The organism is Dellaglioa sp. CoH-56-MRSF-10 (assembly GCF_056782175.1).
In genome coordinates this window covers 45506-64214 of record NZ_JBXAYF010000004.1, presented here as the reverse complement: position 1 = coordinate 64214, position 18709 = coordinate 45506, and the positions used below count along the sequence as shown (strand labels likewise).

Genomic DNA, 18709 nt, shown 5'->3' with positions numbered 1-18709 from the left:
AAATCGAGGTATACAAATGATTGAGTTTATTACATTTCTAGCTAAAGTGATTACGTGGGCTTTTGATGCTTATGAGCTAGCAATTATCATTTACGTTTTAATGTCATGGTTTCCAGGCGCTTATAATACGCCGGTTGGCCATTTCTTAAGTAAAATTTGTCAACCATACCTTGCATTTTTTGACCGTTTTATCCCGGCAATTGGGGGTATTAGTTTTTCACCAATTATTGCGATAATCGCGCTAAGCTTCATCCAAAATGGGGTTATGGGACTTCTGACTACTTTGATTCGTCTTTATGTTGGAGGCTAATGATATATGAATGATACAATTTACCAACATTTCAGGTCCGACGAAAAAGAAATTATTGATACATTGTCAGATTATATCGAGCAAGCTAAATCAGAGTACAGGGCAGTTCTAACTCATTTTTTAAATCCTAGAGAGGCACATATTGCGACCTATCTATTAGGCCAAAATGACGAAATTAGTTTAAAATTATTTGGTGGCACGAAAGAAGCTGAACGAAAAAGATTACTTTTTTATCCAGCGTATTTCGATGTTCAAGATAGTGATTTTGATTTACAACTTATTGAAATTAAGTATCCAATAAAATTTGCTACCTTAAAACATGGACAAATTTTGGGAACTTTGGCTAATGCGGGATTAGATAGAGAAGTACTTGGTGATATTTTAACAGATGGTCAGCAATGGCAGGTTGTTGTTGAAAAAAAGATGGCTAATTATTTGATTAGTCAAGTTGATCGTATTGGTAAAATTAAGGTATCACTTGAAGAGATTCCTTTTTCACAAACGGTGAGTGTCACAGATGAGTGGCAATCGCAAAATGAATTAGTTTCATCGTTACGAATCGATTCAGTCATATCAGCTGTTTATAATATGTCTCGACAAAACGCCAAAAATTTAGTTAATTCTGAAAAAGTTAGTTTAAATTGGCAAGTTATTAATAAGCCTGATTATGAATTAGCAGAGTTTGATGTTTTGTCAATTCGTGGTTTTGGACGAATCAAGTTAGATTTTATTGCAGGTATGACTAGAAAAGATAAATATAAATTAGAGTTATCAATATTAAAAAAATAAATTTTGAAGGACGTGCAAAATGACTTTAAGTCCATTAGATATTCATAATAAAGAATTTAACGTAAAATTACGAGGCTATGATCAAGACCAGGTTAATGATTTTCTAGATAAAATTATTAAAGATTATGAAATAACGTTAAAAGAAAATGAAAATTTAACTGAAGAAGTTAAAACTAGTAATGAAAAGTTAGAATACTTTAATGATTTAAAAGATTCTTTAAATCAATCAATTATTGTTGCTCAAGAAGCTGCTGATCGCGTTAAGGTTAATGCTAAGCGTGAATCTGAAATTATTAATAAAGAATCACAAAAGCAAGGTCATGATATTATTGATGAAGCGAATGAAAAAGCTAAACATATTATTGATATGGCTTCAGAAAAAGCTAAAAAATTAGCTGTTGAGACTGATGACTTGAAGAAACAAGCACGTATTTTCCGTCAACGTTTAAAAGTTATGATGGAATCACAATTAGAAGTTGTTAAAAGTTCTGATTGGGACGAAATTTTAAAACAAGGCGAGACAAGCACATATTCTGAAATTCAAGACGTTTTAAAACGTGAAGAAGACAAAGAAAAACGTGAAGCCAAAGAAATAAAAGAATCAGTTAATAATAATGACGATATTGTTGTTACAGAAATTATTGCTGAATCAGATGCAAATGAAGATTCTGAGCAAAATGATCAAGATACAATGGTCATTTTCCCAGATAATAAATAAATTTGAGAATAACAATTATATGATACATTTTTAGCGAGTCGATGATAGTGGAAGGTCGATAATAAGTATTATATAATTTATCATCTCAACGATTTCATTAAACTGAAATGATCAAGTAAGTTTAATCGGCTTCATCTCCGTTATCACGATGATTGAGTGAAATTTAACGTTATATAATGTTAAGTTTCTAAATTTGGGTGGTAACACGAAGACTTCGTCCCTTGTAACGGAGTCTTTTTGTGTATAATGAAATAAAATAACTTTTAAAAGGAGTTTATAATATGAAAATGAAAGAAACCTTAAACTTAGGTAAGACAGAATTTCCAATGCGTGGAAATTTACCAGTTAAAGAAGCAGAGCGTGAAGATGCATGGAGACAAAACGGTGTTTATGAACTAAGACAAAAGTTAAATGAAAAGAAACCAAGTTTCATTTTACATGATGGACCTCCATACGCTAATGGTAATATCCATATGGGACATGCTTTAAATAAGATTACGAAGGATATTATCGTTCGTTCAAAATCAATGATGGGCTTCAGATCACCTTTTGTTCCTGGCTGGGATACTCATGGCCTTCCTATTGAACAACAATTGGTTAAACAAGGTGTTGATCGTAAAACCATGTCAAAAGCTGATTTTCGTGAATTATGTGAAAAATATGCTTTGGAGCAAGTTAATTTGCAACGCGAAGATTTTAAACGTTTAGGCGTTGCAGCTGAATGGGATAGCCCATACATGACTTTACAACCTGAATTTGAAGCTGAAGAAATCAGAATGTTTGGTGAAATGGCTGAAAAAGGTTACATCTATAAAGGTAAAAAACCAATTTATTGGTCACCATCGTCTGAATCAGCATTAGCTGAAGCAGAGATTGAATACCACGATATTAAATCACCATCAATGTATATTACATTTGATGTAGTTGATGGGAAAGATATTTTAGATACAGATACAAAAATGATTATCTGGACAACAACACCATGGACAATTCCAGCTAATTATGGTGTCGCTGTACATCCTGATTATAAATATATCCAAATTAATGCTGATGGGAAAAAATATGTTGTCGCTGAAGAACGTTTAAATATTTTAAAAGAAGAATTTGATTGGGAAAATGTTGAAGTATTAAAAGAATTTTCTGGTCGCGATATGGAATATATGACAGTGCAACATCCATTATATGATCGTACATCATTAGTTATTCTAGGTTACCATGTTACTTTAGATTCTGGTACAGGACTTGTTCATACTGCTCCAGGACATGGTGAAGATGATTTTATTGCTGGACAAAAGTATAAATTACCCGTTGTATCTGTTTTAGATGAAAAAGGTGTCATGAATGAAGATGCGCCTGGATTTGAAGGGATATTTTATGATAAAGCTAATCCATTAGTAACTGATGAATTGAAAGAGAATGGTCATTTACTTAAACTTTCATTCTTTACGCATAGTTATCCACATGATTGGCGTACAAAAAAACCTGTTGTTTTCCGTGCAACGGCACAATGGTTTGCATCAGTAGAGATGTTCCGCGATGATATATTAAAAGAAATTGAAAAAGTTGATTTTAAAAACGAATGGGGTAAGGTTCGTCTTTACAATATGATTAGAGATCGTGGCGATTGGGTGATTTCACGTCAACGTGCTTGGGGCGTTCCATTACCTATCTTCTATGCAGAAGATGGGACACCTATCATTACACCAGAAACAATTGAACATGTTGCTCAATTGTTTGAAAAAAATGGATCAAATATTTGGTTCAAAAATGATGCTAAAGCACTACTTCCTGAAGGATTTACAAGTGAACATAGTCCTAATGGTGAATTTACAAAAGAAGAAGATATCATGGATGTTTGGTTTGATTCAGGTTCTTCACATCGTGGAGTGCTAGGTAAACGTGATAATTTAACGTATCCTGCAGATCTATATATGGAAGGTTCAGATCAATATCGTGGATGGTTTAATTCAAGTGTTATTACATCCGTTGCAACTAATGGAATTGCACCATACAAACAGTTGATGTCACAAGGATTTGTACTTGATGATAAAGGACATAAGATGAGTAAATCGCTTGGGAATATCATTTTACCAAGTAAAGTTATTAAACAATCAGGAGCTGAGATTATCCGATTATGGACAGCATCAGCAGATACATCTTCTGATATCGCTGTTTCAATGGATATTTTAAAACAAGTCTCTGAAACATATCGTAAGATTAGAAATACATTTAAATTTATTTTGGCTAATACAACTGACTTTGATCCAAATGAAAATGCAATTGCATTTGATGAATTGGCATCAGCAGATAAGTATATGTTAATTAAATTAAATACATTTTCAAAAGAGGTTTTGGATGATTATGCTGAATATGATTTCTTAGCAATTTACAAAAAAGTGATTACATTTATTTCAAATGACTTATCAGCATTCTATTTAGATATTGCAAAAGATATCGTTTATATTGAAGCTGAAGATAGTTTTGAAAGACGCTCAATGCAAACTGTTCTATACCAGATTGTAACAACAATGGCTAAGTTATTAACACCTATCTTGCCACATACAACTGAAGAAGTTTGGGACTATTTGAAAGAACCAGAAGAATATGTTCAATTAAGTGAAATGCCAGAAGTTGCCCATTTTGATGGTGAAATTAAAATTGTTGAAAATTGGCAAGCATTCATGAAAATTCGTTCATATGTCTTAAAGGCTTTGGAAGATGCGCGTGATGCAAAATTAATTGGGAAATCATTTGAAGCAAAAGTTATTTTATATGTGAATGATTCTGATAAAGAATTACTTAACGTACTTGATACGGATATCCGTCAACAATTGATTGTTTCTGATTTAGAAATTTTATCTATTGATGATGTTCCAGAAGATGCAACTAATTTTGATAACTTAGCTGTTAAAGTTGAAGTAGCTAACGGTGAAGTTTGTCAAAGATGTCGTATGGTTAAGACTGATGTTGGGGAGGATACTGCGTTACCAACGCTCTGTCATCGTTGTGCAACGATTGTTGAACAAGGTTATCCAGAGGCAGTTACAGAAGGTTTTGAAAATTAAATATTTCAAAAAAGGAATAACGTAGAGTTATTCCTTTTTTTGAGTCAAATTGATTACAATCCTAAAAATATAGCGTAATATGTAAGGTATACAATTATAGTGAGAGCAGGTGTTCAATGTGGAATTAGTAAAAGTACATGGATCAGAAAACGATTTTTTTCTTTTAGATCAAACTAAATTAGAGACAGCATTATCAGATGAAAAATTAAAGAATTTAGCAATTCAAATGTGTGATCGAGAATCTGGATTACACGGTGGCTCAGATGGCATTTTAGTCGTTGATAAATCAAGTCATAATGGTGTTCTAGGTCAAATGAGAGTCATCAATGCTGATGGTACAGAGGCTAGTATGTGTGGAAACGGTTTAAGAACTGTTGGGCGCTATTTAGAAACTAAATTTGGACAAACAGAATTTAAAGTTGAGACAATGCATGCTGATTTAGATGTTAAGAAAGCACCAAATCTTCAGGCAGGCGTTGCAGCTTACAATGTCGAAATTTCACCTGTTAGTTTTGAGTCACAAACGTTACCAATGTTTTTACAAAGACAAACATTGGTAGATGAAATTATTCCTGAATTTTCACAAACGTTAAAGTTTTCAGCTGTCTCGGTACCAAATCCGCATTTAATTACTTTTGTTGATCATACAACGTTACAAGGACCGGAACTTGAAAGAATTGCAACTTATTTAAACGGTGAAAATCCGTATTTTCCAGATGGTGTTAACGTTAGTTTTGTTGAAAAATTAGATAATAAATCAATTTTTGTTAGAACTTATGAACGCGGAGTTGGGTTTACTAATGCGTGTGGAACAGCAATGTCTGCTTCAAGTTTAATGTTTGTTCTGTTAAGTGAAGGTAAAGTGCCATTTGGAACTGAAATTAATGTAAAAAATCCTGGTGGTATGGTTAAAACTGTTGTGCATCAAGATGAGAGTGGCAATTACTGGATGTCTCTAATTGGTAATGCAACTAATGTTGCGAATATAACAATTGAGTTAGCTGATGCTCTGAATGGTGATTTTTCTAAGGCCAAATGGATATCAACTAATGAACAGGATGCTTATTTAAAGTTTATATTAAGTATTATGTAATTTTATGGGGGTAAAAGACATAAATGACTGTCTTTTATCCTTTTTTTAATTTAAAATAAAGGGAAACGCTTGAGGAAATTTAATGAAAAAATGGATCATTGGAATTTGTTTAATGCTGATAATAATTGGCTTTGTTATTTTTGGCATTAGTTATTATTTATTTGAATATGCGGAGACACCAACCAATAAGGAATTTATTAATTCAGAACCTAAAAGTGCTGAGTTAAAGAAAGAATACACTTGGTTAAAACAAGTTAAAAAATTAAATTGGCAGATCAAATCTGAAGATAATTTAAAGCTTAAAGCAATTTATGTTCCTGCAGAAAGTAAAACTAATAAAACAATATTTGTTGCTCATGGATTTATGGGAAAGAAAGAAGAAATGGTCCGCTTTATTCATTTTTATCATGACAAAGGCTATAATGTTCTTGCACCAGATGCAAGAGCACATGGCCAAAGTCAAGGTGATTATATTGGTTATGGTTGGTTAGAGAGAAAAGATAATTTACAGTGGCTTGATAAAGTAATTAAATATAAAGGTACAGATTCAAAAATTACTCTATTCGGTGTTAGTATGGGTGGCGCAACGGTTATGATGTTGAGTGGAGAGAAAAAATTGCCTTCACAAGTTAAGGCAATTATTGAAGACTGTGGCTATACAAGTGTGGCTGATGAGTTAACTTATCAGTTGAAACAGATGTATAAGTTACCTAAAATCCCTATTATCCCTATTGCTAGTCTGATATCAAAAGTTAAAGCAGGTTACTCATTTTATGAAGCAAGTTCAATTAAGCAATTAAATCATAATAAGTTACCTGTGTTATTTATTCATGGTAGTGACGATAAATTTGTTCCGACTGAGATGATTTATCAAAATTATGCTGCGACAAGAGGACCTAAAGAAATTTTCATTGCACATGGTGCTAAACATGCTACGTCATTTACAAAAGATAAAGTTGAGTATGAAAAGAAAGTAACTCATTTTTTAAAACAATATTTTAACTAGGAAAAGTAAAATAACGAGGTTAATTAAATGAATTTAGAAGAAAAAGTTTTATCAGAAGAATTAATATTCAAAGGACATGTTATAGAAGTTGTTAATGAGACGGTTAAACTACCAAATGGTGAACAATCAAATAGAGAAATCGTACATCATCATGGTGCTGTAGGTATATTAGCAATAACGGATGAAGAAAAAATTGTTCTAGTTAACCAGTGGAGAGCACCTATTAGGAAGACATCATTAGAAATTCCGGCCGGTAAAATTGATGGCGATGATCATAATTTAATCGAGACTGCAACACGTGAACTGAATGAAGAAACACGCTATGAAGCTAAACATTTAGCTGAAATATATGGGTTTCATTCAGCATTAGGATTTGCGGACGAATATTTAACGCTATTCTATGCGACTGGATTAGAAAATGTAGATAACGAGTTACCTCAGGATATTGATGAATTTTTAAATGTAGTCGAATTGACGTTTAATGAGGTTCAAGCTAAAATTAAATCTGGTGAAATAACTGATGTTAAAACTATTTTAGCGGTTAATCATTGGGAAATTGAACGATTAAAAGGTGAATTACATGGATGATGAAAAAAAGTTATCGAGAAGTGAATATCAGAGATTACAAGAATTAAAGAATGATCCTGAATTTCGACAAAAAGAACGTCAACGAGTTGAAAAGGAATACCAAGATGAACATCCAACAAGAAGCTCATCTTCAGAACAACCAGAAAAAACAAATAAAAAAAGTAAATTAAACCAATTTTTGAATTGGACAATTGTATTTTTAGTTATTGCAATTGTAATTGTATTTTTAGCTTTATTCTTATTACCTTAGATATTAATAAAAAATGGAGGGTAACAACATGATTTACGGTATTTTATGTGCAATGGAGGAAGAAATTCTTTCGCTTAGAAGTCATCTAGAGAATAGAAAAGACAAAGAAATTGGCGGGATTTCATTTTATACAGGCCAAATTAATGGAAAAGAAGTTGTTTTGGTTAGATCTGGTATTGGTAAGGTACAAGCAGGGATGACAACAGCCCTTTTAATTGCAGAATTTGGAGTAACAGCCGTTATTAATTCTGGTTCAGCTGGTGGTATTGGTAATGGACTTAAAATTGGAGATGTGGTCTTAGCCACAGAAGTTGCCTATCATGATGTTGATGCAACAGCTTTTGGATATGAAATTGGTCAATTACCCCAACAACCAACTAAATACTTGGCAGATACAAATTTAAACGATGCAATTAAAAAAGCGGCTCAAGAAAATGATTTAAGTATAAAACCAGGACTAATTGTATCTGGTGATCAATTTATAGCAAGTCAAGCTCAGACAGATGTCATACTTAATCATTTTCCTGATGCTCTTTGTAGTGAAATGGAAAGTGCCGCAGTTGGTCAGGCAGCACACCAATTTGGTATTCCATTCACTATTGTTAGAGCGATGTCAGATGTTGGCGATGAAGAAGCTGGACAAACATTTGATGATTTTATTATTGAAGCTGGTCAAAAATCAGCACGAATGATTCTATCATTATTAAGCTAAATTAAAAGGAGATAAACTAAATTAATGTCAGGAATATACTTAGATAACGCAGCAACCACACCAATGGCAAATGAAGTCGTTGAAGTGATGACAGATATGATGAAGAGCACCTTCGGGAATGCCTCAAGTACACATCAATTTGGACGTTCAGCACGAATGGTGCTTGATGATAGTCGACAAATTATTGCAAATAGTATTCATGCAAAAGAATCAGAAATCATCTTTACAAGTGGTGGTACTGAGAGTGATAATATGGCTATTATGCAAACAGCTATTCAGAGAAAAACATTAGGTAAGCATTTAATCACAACAGCAGTAGAGCACCAGGCTATTTTAAAAACAATGAAATATTTAGAATCAATTGGATTTGAAGTTACTTATTTACCAGTTAATGAAGATGGTGTTATCAATATAGTCGATTTTAAAGAGGCTTTAAGAGATGATACAATTCTTGTTTCAATCATGATGGGTAACAATGAGACGGGAAGTCATATGCCAATTCATGAAGTTGGTGAGATTTTAAAGGATCATCAAGCTTGGTTCCATACGGATGCTGTTCAAGCTTATGGACTACTGGATATAGATGTTAATGAGGATCATATAGATATGTTATCAACATCAGCCCATAAATTGAATGGGCCTAAATTTTTAGGCTTTCTCTATAGAAGAGAATCTATATTTTTCCCTCCCTTTATTAAAGGTGGGGAGCAAGAAGACAAGAGACGAGCAGGGACAGAAAACATACCAGCAATTGCAGGTTTTGCTAAAGCTGTTTCTTTAATCTCAGATGATGAAAAACAAGTACGACAATTAAAGTATCAAGGCTTCAAAAAGCAAATTATAGCGGGATTAGATGATAACCATATTGATTTTGAAATTAATGGGACACTCTCAGATGATAACTTACAACATGTCTTTAATATTTGGATAAAAGGTATTCAAACTGAAGTATTACAGACCCGGTTAGATTTGGCAGGTATTGCTGTTTCTGGTGGCTCTGCATGTACTGCTGGTAATCTCGAACCTTCACATGTATTAATGGCTATGTACGGTGAAAAGAGTCCGAGAGTCACAGAATCTATTCGATTGAGTTTTGGAAAAGATAATACAGCTGAAGAGATAGATACTTTTATAGTACAATTAGTTAGAATAGTTGGTAGATTGAAAAAATAGGGGGAATTTAATAATGGCATTTGAAAAAAGTATTCAACTTTTAGGAGATACAGTAACTTATGAATTGAGTTCTGATGTAAAAAAATATACGTTAAGAGATTTAGGATTTGCAGAAACTAAAGCAGGTAATTTTCAATTGGAGAGATCTTTAGATCCTAATTCACCTTTCAATAAGGGCATTAAAGTTAAAGTTATCGTTGATAAGTCATTAACTGGATTTAAAATGTCAACGACGACTGCTAATGGACTTAAAGCAGTTAATATATTTCATGGTGAAGATAAAAAAGCTGAAACTGAACAATTTGATTATGTGATTGGTCAATTAATTGATAGGGATGTTTTGAAAAAGGTATTGTCAAAATGACAATACCTTTTTTATTATTATTAATAGTATTTTATAAGGGTATATTAACTATGAAGTATTATAAGGATGTTTTTGTATGTACGTTTTTAGATTGAAAAGGTATAATAAAGCGTATTCACTATATTCAATAGGAGATGAAATAATGGATTTATATTTGATGAAAGCAGAATCATTATATAAAATATTGATTAAAAAATTTGAAGTATCTTTTGAAGGGTCTAAGGTAGAATTCTCGTTAGATGATTTGTATAGTTTGGGATTGAAATTAAGAAGTAAGAAGTTAATTTCAGATATTGATTTTGAAAAACTTAGAATAGTTGCAATTACTCATGACATAAATAAGTTAGAAGAAATACACCAATATTTTGATGTATTTAAGAAAGATAAAAATATAACAGAATCTGCTCTGGCACAGATGTTAAAAAAATTATCATTTGAAGCAAAAGATTCTGTAATTGATGCAAGTGATTTTAGTGCTTTTAATGAATATATGCACGTAGAACGAGAAATACAACATAGGTTAGAGAAGATAATTCTTAATAAAATACAGAGAGAAAAAAGTTCTTTAACTTTTATTGTAGGAAATGTAGGAGATGGAAAATCGCATCTATTATCTTACATGAATAATCAATATTTTGATATTTTTAAAAAAAATAAAGTATATATACATAATGATGCAACGGAAAGCATTAATCCTAATTTATCATCTATTGATTCGTTAATGGATATTCTCACAAAGAATAAGAATGAAATTGAAGGTTATAAACATGTTATTATTGCTATTAATTTAGGGGTAGTTAAGAGATTACTTCATAAAATAAAGTCAGATTCGACATTAAGTGAAATTACAATTGCATTGAGTAATATAGAAAAAAATAATCAGGAAAATATAGAAGATAAAAAAGTATCAGTGATTTCATTTTTTAATAATGCAAACTTTGAAATTGATGAGACGGGTGTGAACAGCTTATATTATGATCAAATTTTTAAAAAAATATGTTTAAAAGAAGAAAATAATCCATTTTATAATGCTTACAGAAATGATTTAGAAAATGGCTATGATAAAGTTGAACATATTAATTATGAGCTGTTCTTAAATAAGAAAGTCCAAGAAGCAATTAAATATTTATTGATAAGAATTCAAGTTTCTAATGGTATAATCATCTCCACTCGAGATGTATTGAACTTTATTCACGATATTATTATACCAGCAAAGGAAATTAAAAGTAATTACACATCATATTTACCTTATTTATTATTTGAAAGCCAAAATAAGTCTGAGATATTAAAAGCTATTTATTTTCTTGATCCATCACGAAATTCAAATAAAAAAATTGATGAATTTAATGTTGAGGTATACAACTATGATGATGAGTATGTTGATAAAATTGAAGATAAAATTGAAGATAATGAAAGAGCAATTCAAAAAGTTATAGAATCTGTTGGTAAATTAGATACGGATAGACATAAAATTCGAGTTAACACATTTCTTAGAGTTCAATTTTTATTAGATTATCAAAATGAGTTATTTGATAATGAAAATTATTTTTCTTTTCTAAGTATTCTTTCAAAAAATGTAAGACAAATTAAAGAGTTGGCAAAATTGATACAAAGCAATGTATTACGGTGGAACGGTCAAACTGTAAAAGGATTCGCGTTTATAAATAATTTGAGTTTAAAAACTAGAGTTGCAGTGCCATTAAGATTAAACTATGTAGATTTTGAAATTAACAAGTTTGAAATTAATATGTGTTTTAAAGATACAAGTAATGAAGCTGAATATTTTGTTAAAATAGATTTTGAAGATTATGTGCTATTGACAAAAATTCATAATGGATATGTTATTTCTAATATTGAACGGTCAGAGGCAATGAATTTTAACAATTTTGTATTTAACATATTACTGAATACTAATAACAATGAAACTGTTATTGTTGGTAATATAAATGATGGATATCTATATAAAATAGAGAATAATGGGATTGATTATGAAGTATCAGAGGTGAAAATATAATGTCTATTGAATTAGAAAATTTAAAAAAACATTTGGAAATGGATAAAGGAAAGATAAAAAATAATCATCATAAATCAGGACAATTATTACCGTTTATGACCCGTGAGCCAGAGAGAGCAAAATTTGAAAATGGATTTGCACCAATTATAGGTAATTTAGCAAGGATTAGCATTAACAAAGGTGAGATATCAAAGGATACTAAATCCTTTGATAAGGATATAAGTGATGATTTTGATTTATCTAAAATAGGTAATAAAGATAAATTTTTAAAATTATTTTCTAATTCGGCACTTGATGAAATTTATATTCCCAAGTTGCTGGCGTATAAAAAGTCGAACGAAAAAAAAAGTTCAAGTGGAGAATTAAAGATTGCAGCATTTTTAAATTATACACTTGAGCTAGAGAAAAATAATATGTGGATTGAATTTATAAATAAAAAAGATGAGCACAATCTTTATGAAAAAATTATTATAGAAAATTTACATGAACTAACTAATAATAATATAAAAAAAGAAAAATTTGTTTCAATTGGTGACCAAAGTATATTCTTAGATTATTTTAATCATGATTTGAACAATTTTATGAAAAATACAACATTTTTTATGAAAAATATTGATACATTTTTTAGCTACTATTATTTTTTCATAATTAGTCAAATAATAATGAATATTGGAACCTTCGATGAGTTTAATAAAAAAAATATTTTTTTTGCACTTGATACGGAAAAAATATCAGGTTCAAGACCAACAAATGATAGAGGTTATGCTCAAGTTAAAGAAAACGCAACTGATTTGTTAGTTAACGTTGATTTATTAGATTATTTAAATTTATTAGTTCCTAGTGAAAAATTTTATAGTTTATTTCAGTTAACAGATATAAATTTTGAATATTCAATAGAACTTAGAAATAATTTAAGTGAATTTTTAAATGAGTTTTTGGAGGATGATATAAGCATGTCATCTGAAAATAATATAAAGGATAATATAAAACTTTTAAAATTAAAATTAACAAAAAATTTATCCGACGAAACTAAATCTAGATTTTCTAAATCTTTTGAAGCAATAGCAGTAAAATATTTTGTAAAAAGACGTGGTAGACTTGGAAATGTTTTAAACATGACTGATGATACTGTATTGGTGATTACAGCGGGTATAGTTGGTTCAGAAAAAATGCTTGTTAAAGATGTTATTACCGAAATGAGTAATAGAGGAATTTCATTAGATAATATTTCTAAAAGAAAATTAGTAGAAACATATGAAAAAATGAATATTCTTGAAAAATTAAGCGATAGCGGGGATGCACAATATGTCAAACCAATATTATAAATTTTTAATCGAACGGTTATTTAAATGGTTTAAAACCCAAAATATTAGTGCTGGTAGCAGGTATTATTTGAATTTAGATCAAAATAATGAAGTTGTTAGATTCTATAATGCATTTGAAATGAATGATATTATTTCTACTGAAGATTTTGTAATTGATCAAAAGGACGTGCAGTTCCATGGTAAAGTGGTAAATATAAATGGTGTTAACATATTATTTGTTGCAGCAACAGATAAAATGAACTCAGATTTTTTAGTAACACTTAGAAATAGGGTTAGTTTACAATCTGACATATGGAGAAATACGGCACTTTTTATCGTGTGTACTGAAATTCTTGACAGTATATCGGGTGGAGCCATGAATGTTAGTCACGGAAATGGGCCTTTTTCTGTTGATAAAATTAAACACGATTTAAAAAGTGAAATAGAAAAGTCCGGGTTATCGGACGCTAACCAAGTAGTATTAGAAGAGTTTAAAAAGAATATAATTTTGGAAGATTCAATGAACTTAACATTATTAGATTTTGCCAGTATTTTTTCAATTTTAGAAAAATCAGAGATTACTCCGGATGACTATAAAAATATGGGTTATTTTTATGATACACAAATACAAACGTATGATGCTGATAATATTAAAAAAAGATTAAGAGAAAATAAGCAAGATTTTCAAAAGATTGGTGGTTGGCAAGAATATAATACTGTTGAAGATAAAATAGTTAACTACACGCAAGCAGATTTAGAATCAATGAGTATGTTGAAAGAAAAGGATATTTGGATGGATGTCGATTTTTCAAAAATAAAAAGAGGAAAAGAAAAATTAAAAGAATTAAGAAAAGATACAATTATTTATCAATCAGATAAAATAAATAAAGTTAATCCTGATTTAATTATATATGACCGAAGTAGAGAAAATGGTGAAAATAAAAATTCTGTTAAGTACAAAAACAGATTTATTTTAATATTTAAAAATAATATTAATCATGAAAATAATCAATTGATAATAAAACTTCCTTTTGATGATTCTGTGAAGGCATCAAGAATTAATAAAAGTAAGAGCCATATAATTGATGGGAAATCTGCTGAATTTACTGCAGATGGTAATAATTTAAAAATTATTGTAAACGACTTCAATGTGATGGATATATATGGAATTAAGACCTCATATGAACATTCAAAGGCACAGAAATATACATTTCAAATAATTTATTTACCATTTTCTCAAGACATATTTAATAATATATTATCGAGTTATCGTGTAAAAATAACTAAATCTAAGATGGAGATTCAGTTAGAATACGAAAAAAATTATATAATTGGTGGTACAGATTTTATTGATGAGGTTGATTATGATCAGATTAAATATAATGTAATTCCTATTTCAGATGAAGTGGGTGTAAATATTAATTTTGAAAATATTGATTCAGATGAAAGTGAGAATGAATTTAAGCTAGTTAATGAAGGCATTGAAATACCATTTTCAATTTTAGATAATAGTCAGAAGCCGGTTCCCAGAAGTGGTTTGTTTATAGAAAAAAATAGGCGTAAGGCTAATGAAAGTTTAATTTTTGATGGGGCTAAAATAATTAATGGTACAGAAAAATATTATGTCTTTAGTGAAAATAAGAAGTTGTTGAATTATGAAGTAGATATTATTAAACAACAAATATTGTATGCAAAAATAGATGATTCAATTGTCACTAGTATTGAAGTTCAGATACCTGAACAAATAAGAATAGACTATATTCTTATTTGTAAGCTATTAAAAGAAAGAAATACTATTTTAAGTTTAAGTTATTTTGATCAAGAATTATTGAAAGCTCTTAATAAATATTGTGATGATTTTGATGAAGTAATTAATCAAATCTCCGAAGAAAGACTTACATTGGAATTAAAAGATTTATATAAAATGGGTACAGTAGAAATCGATGGGGAAATAGCTTATACACCTTTACATCCAGTATTGATTAAATATCAACTAGAGTTATTAAAAAGGACAGAATTTCAATCTATACCTGAAAATTTTATTCGAACGTTAAATCCAAGTGGATTAGTTCCATATATATCAAAAAATGGGGGACTATTAAAATCAAATTTTGATGATAGTTCGCCTAGATGGTTATTCTTTAATGAATTTAAAAAATCAAAAATATCAGCGATTTCTAGAAATATTATTACTTCTAGAATGTTAGATTTTTATAAGCATTTTCATTATCTTTTTGAAGTAAGTTCTGATTATGCATTAAATGCTTCAATGCATAATATTAACGATGATAAAACAATATTAAAGAGTACGATTGATTTTATGTTAAAACAGCTTCAAAATACTAAACAAGGGTTTAAATTAGAAAATATGCATCCTGTTAATTTATATATAAATAACGATAAAAAAATTCTTAATCCAATATATGACCAATTTAATCAAATTATAACGGCAGCTGATTTTGAAAATTTATTTTCTGAAAAATTTATGGGAGATAAAATTAATGATTATGCTAATGAAGACGTAATTAAAGTATTAAAATCGCGGATTAATATTTATCATAATTTTGTTAGACAACCATATAGTCATGTTTCATTTTATAAGATGGATGTCGAGAGTAATGCCAATAGTTTTAAATCAGATAAGCTGGAAATGAATTATACTTTAGGCGGTCTAATAAGTGGTAAAAAATATAGTCTTGATAAAAAAATGTTTATACAAGGATTCGGTGTAAATATGGATTCAAAATATTTACATCGGCCATTGATCAAATTTATGTATGATTGGAATGCATTTAGTGTAGCCAACAATGCGGAAACAAATGTTTATCAAGCAGGAATTACGAATGTAAATAACATTCCAAGTTTTGAAAGTGAAGATGGTCATTTTGATGATATATTAACGAATATTATGGAAAATAGTAATTGGGTAACGTTATTGGATCCAGATATCAGTTTGGATTATTTTTCGGAACGTAATGATTTATATATTATTCATTATACAGATCAAAGTAACACTTCAAATTATGAGTCAATAACTTTTACAAACCAAATTGAACAATATAGTTTAATTATCAATGATAAGATAGAAAGATATGACAAAACTATAATTAAAAATAAAGAAACAAGTTTAAATATTATTAAATCATTTAACATTATTAATGGAGAATGGCTTCTAAAAATTATCGGAGATAAAACGAATCACAATATAGTGAGGGAAAAGTTAAGTATTATTTCGGCGTATAAAGAATTAATGGGTATTTTAGAAACTGAGAATATTATTTGGGTGCCCATATCGCTAGAAGAGATATTAAGAGTTTCTGGAATGGTTGGCATGAGCCAAAAAGAAGGATTATTTACAGCAAAAAATCTAGGAATGACAGGAGCTACAAGTGATGATCTGTTATTCATGGGTGTTGAAGTAGGAGAAAATTTAAAAATTCATTTGTTTCCTGTCGAAGTTAAAGTTGGACAGAACCATTCGGATGTTATATCTAAGGCAACGTTGCAGGCGGTTAATACGGCAGAAACAATAAATGAGGCGCTGAGGGATGAAAATAAATTTAAATCCGAATATTACCGTAATTTTTTTATGACAATATATTTAGCTAATCTAAAAAAAATGTTTAATAACAAGTTAATAAATGCAGAACTATATAAAAAAATTCAAGATAATGATGATAAGTTATTGAATAATGATTTTATAATTTCAAATGAATTAAACGAATATTATGGCAAGGCTTTCATTGTTTCATTTGGTGATAGAAATGATAGTCGGAGAATTCTTAGAAAGGAATTAGGCGGTAAGAATATAACTGAAATTAAACTTCCTGAGGGTGACGCATACATTTATGCAAGTAAGGGATTAAATGAAATCATCTCAGAAATTAAAAGTGGAAAATTGGGATTTCCGGAAGAAAGCCTTTTAAAAAATATTTTGCATGATGATAGTTATCAAGAAACTATCGATACTGATAAAGGAAAAAATATTATTATAAACAAAGAATTAGATACAGAGTCAGCTTATGAATATTGTGAAAATAAGGATAAAAAAAATTTTGAAGATAACAACGAAATTAAATCTATAAATAGTATAAATGAAAGTCAAAGTCAATATTCGAATATAAATGAACTTTCTGATTTTGAAATAGAATATCCTGAAAATACATTTTCTGAAAAAACTAGAATTAAATTAGGCGTTAAAAAAGGTAGTGTTGATGAAGCTTATTGGGAGTATGGAAATCCAGGGCTTTCAAATAGGCACATGATTATTACGGGTAAGTCTGGGCAGGGGAAGACTTACTTTGTTCAAACATTACTGTATGAGTTGGCTAATAAAAATATTAATAGTTTGGTAGTTGATTATACTGATGGATTTTTGGAAAATCAATTGGATAAAAATTTTGTTAGCAAAATGAGACATGATAATAAAATTCAATTTCACTTAGTTAAAGCGGGGGATAAATTACCTATAAATCCATTTAATCTTCAAGAAATAGATTATGGTGGTGGAACCTTTATTACTGAAGATGTAAATGATATGGCAGACCGAGTATCTCAAATGTTAGATAACGTTTTTGAGTTAGGCACTCAGCAAAGGTATTCATTGAAAACTGCAATAAGTGATGGTTATGCAAGAAACGGTAAATCATTTACCTTTTTACATTTAAAAAATATATTAAGTGACGAAGATGAATTCAAGGATGGGTTAAAAATAGTAGGTAGACTAGATATGTTATTGAGTTCAAATCCTTTCACTTATACTAAAGATTCCAAAAACTGGGAGTCATATTTAAATAAAGATGGAACTATTCATATTTTTCAATTAAAAGGATTTCAACATGATATACAAAAAGTTATTACTGAATTTGTACTTTGGGATTTGTTTAATTATCTTCAAAGTATTGGAAATACAGAAGAAAATCCAATTCCAGTGGTACTTGATGAAATACAAAATTTAAATTTTAAAGATAACTCTCCAACTGTTAAAATTTTAAAAGAAGGAAGAAAATTCGGTTGGTCAGGAATTTTTGCAACTCAATCTATATCAGCTATTAAGGGTGATATCAGTAGTGTCTATAATGCATCTGAGCAAGTTAATTTTTTACCATTGGAAGACCAAGTTAAACTTATTGCGAACACGCTATCTTTAGATAAAGACAGTAATCAACAATATCAATATCTTTTATCTAATTTACAAAAAGGCGAAAGTATTATTAAAGGGCCTATGCTTAATGGTACCAATCAAGTGGTATCACGAATAGAATCTATTAAAATAAGTGGATTTGATGATCGTATAAACTAAGTAAAGTAAATTATGACACAC

Annotated in this window: 14 protein-coding genes; all 14 read left to right on the top strand. The window is 29.7% G+C overall.

Annotated features, from left to right (window positions below; genetic code table 11):
• The first annotated feature begins 16 nt into the window (after window positions 1–16).
• The 14 genes from AC1RP4_RS05455 (at window position 17) to AC1RP4_RS05390 (ending at window position 18688) form a co-directional block, all read left to right on the top strand.
• Window positions 17–310, top strand: a complete 294-nt coding sequence (locus AC1RP4_RS05455) for a YggT family protein (protein WP_409022375.1) — start codon at window positions 17–19, stop codon at window positions 308–310.
• 6 nt (window positions 311–316) lie between these two features.
• On the top strand, window positions 317–1099 hold the full coding sequence (locus tag AC1RP4_RS05450) for a YlmH family RNA-binding protein (protein WP_481761684.1): 783 nt from the start codon (window positions 317–319) through the stop codon (window positions 1097–1099).
• A gap of 19 nt (window positions 1100–1118) precedes the next feature.
• Window positions 1119–1817, top strand: coding sequence for a DivIVA domain-containing protein (locus AC1RP4_RS05445; RefSeq protein WP_409022377.1), 699 nt, complete (start codon window positions 1119–1121; stop codon window positions 1815–1817).
• A 281-nt stretch (window positions 1818–2098) separates the two neighbouring features.
• On the top strand, window positions 2099–4882 hold the full coding sequence (gene ileS, locus AC1RP4_RS05440; RefSeq protein WP_481761685.1) for an isoleucine--tRNA ligase: 2784 nt from the start codon (window positions 2099–2101) through the stop codon (window positions 4880–4882).
• 118 nt (window positions 4883–5000) lie between these two features.
• Entirely contained in the window at window positions 5001–5975 is a 975-nt protein-coding gene (dapF, locus tag AC1RP4_RS05435) for a diaminopimelate epimerase (RefSeq protein ID WP_481761686.1), read from the top strand.
• An 82-nt stretch (window positions 5976–6057) separates the two neighbouring features.
• Window positions 6058–6981, top strand: coding sequence for an alpha/beta hydrolase (locus tag AC1RP4_RS05430; protein ID WP_481761687.1), 924 nt, complete (start codon window positions 6058–6060; stop codon window positions 6979–6981).
• Window positions 6982–7008: 27 nt separating this feature from the next.
• Window positions 7009–7569: an NUDIX domain-containing protein gene (locus AC1RP4_RS05425; protein WP_481761688.1), complete on the top strand. Its 561-nt coding sequence runs from the start codon at window positions 7009–7011 to the stop codon at window positions 7567–7569.
• Window positions 7562–7819, top strand: coding sequence for a DUF1328 domain-containing protein (locus AC1RP4_RS05420; RefSeq protein WP_481761689.1), 258 nt, complete (start codon window positions 7562–7564; stop codon window positions 7817–7819). Before AC1RP4_RS05425 ends, AC1RP4_RS05420 begins: the two co-directional genes overlap by 8 nt.
• 28 nt (window positions 7820–7847) lie before the next feature.
• Window positions 7848–8531, top strand: a complete 684-nt coding sequence (locus AC1RP4_RS05415; protein WP_481761690.1) for a 5'-methylthioadenosine/adenosylhomocysteine nucleosidase — start codon at window positions 7848–7850, stop codon at window positions 8529–8531.
• 24 nt (window positions 8532–8555) lie between these two features.
• Entirely contained in the window at window positions 8556–9704 is a 1149-nt protein-coding gene (locus AC1RP4_RS05410; protein WP_481761691.1) for a cysteine desulfurase family protein, read from the top strand.
• Between the two features lie 13 nt (window positions 9705–9717).
• Window positions 9718–10068 (top strand): DUF1831 domain-containing protein, encoded by a 351-nt coding sequence (locus tag AC1RP4_RS05405; RefSeq protein WP_481761692.1) that lies wholly within the window; start codon window positions 9718–9720, stop codon window positions 10066–10068.
• Window positions 10069–10210: 142 nt separating this feature from the next.
• Window positions 10211–12082: a DNA phosphorothioation-dependent restriction protein DptF gene (gene dptF, locus AC1RP4_RS05400; protein WP_481761693.1), complete on the top strand. Its 1872-nt coding sequence runs from the start codon at window positions 10211–10213 to the stop codon at window positions 12080–12082.
• The gene (gene dptG / locus AC1RP4_RS05395) at window positions 12082–13407 is read left to right on the top strand and encodes a DNA phosphorothioation-dependent restriction protein DptG (RefSeq protein ID WP_481761694.1); all 1326 of its coding nucleotides are present in this window, start codon (window positions 12082–12084) and stop codon (window positions 13405–13407) included. Before dptF ends, dptG begins: the two co-directional genes overlap by 1 nt.
• Window positions 13388–18688, top strand: coding sequence for a helicase HerA domain-containing protein (locus tag AC1RP4_RS05390; RefSeq protein WP_481761695.1), 5301 nt, complete (start codon window positions 13388–13390; stop codon window positions 18686–18688). Before dptG ends, AC1RP4_RS05390 begins: the two co-directional genes overlap by 20 nt.
• Window positions 18689–18709 lie beyond the last annotated feature (21 nt).

Bases quoted from the DNA above. Each gene is read 5' to 3' on its own strand.
- AC1RP4_RS05415 (WP_481761690.1), top strand. From the start codon at position 7,848: ATGATTTACGGTATTTTATGTGCAATGGAGGAAGAAATTCTTTCGCTT.
- AC1RP4_RS05420 (WP_481761689.1), top strand. From the start codon at position 7,562: ATGGATGATGAAAAAAAGTTATCGAGAAGTGAATATCAGAGATTACAA.
- AC1RP4_RS05430 (WP_481761687.1), top strand. From the start codon at position 6,058: ATGAAAAAATGGATCATTGGAATTTGTTTAATGCTGATAATAATTGGC.
- AC1RP4_RS05445 (WP_409022377.1), top strand. From the start codon at position 1,119: ATGACTTTAAGTCCATTAGATATTCATAATAAAGAATTTAACGTAAAA.
- ileS (WP_481761685.1), top strand. From the start codon at position 2,099: ATGAAAATGAAAGAAACCTTAAACTTAGGTAAGACAGAATTTCCAATG.
- AC1RP4_RS05405 (WP_481761692.1), top strand. From the start codon at position 9,718: ATGGCATTTGAAAAAAGTATTCAACTTTTAGGAGATACAGTAACTTAT.
- dptG (WP_481761694.1), top strand. From the start codon at position 12,082: ATGTCTATTGAATTAGAAAATTTAAAAAAACATTTGGAAATGGATAAA.
- AC1RP4_RS05410 (WP_481761691.1), top strand. From the start codon at position 8,556: ATGTCAGGAATATACTTAGATAACGCAGCAACCACACCAATGGCAAAT.
- AC1RP4_RS05455 (WP_409022375.1), top strand. From the start codon at position 17: ATGATTGAGTTTATTACATTTCTAGCTAAAGTGATTACGTGGGCTTTT.
- dptF (WP_481761693.1), top strand. From the start codon at position 10,211: ATGGATTTATATTTGATGAAAGCAGAATCATTATATAAAATATTGATT.
- AC1RP4_RS05390 (WP_481761695.1), top strand. From the start codon at position 13,388: ATGTCAAACCAATATTATAAATTTTTAATCGAACGGTTATTTAAATGG.
- AC1RP4_RS05425 (WP_481761688.1), top strand. From the start codon at position 7,009: ATGAATTTAGAAGAAAAAGTTTTATCAGAAGAATTAATATTCAAAGGA.
- AC1RP4_RS05450 (WP_481761684.1), top strand. From the start codon at position 317: ATGAATGATACAATTTACCAACATTTCAGGTCCGACGAAAAAGAAATT.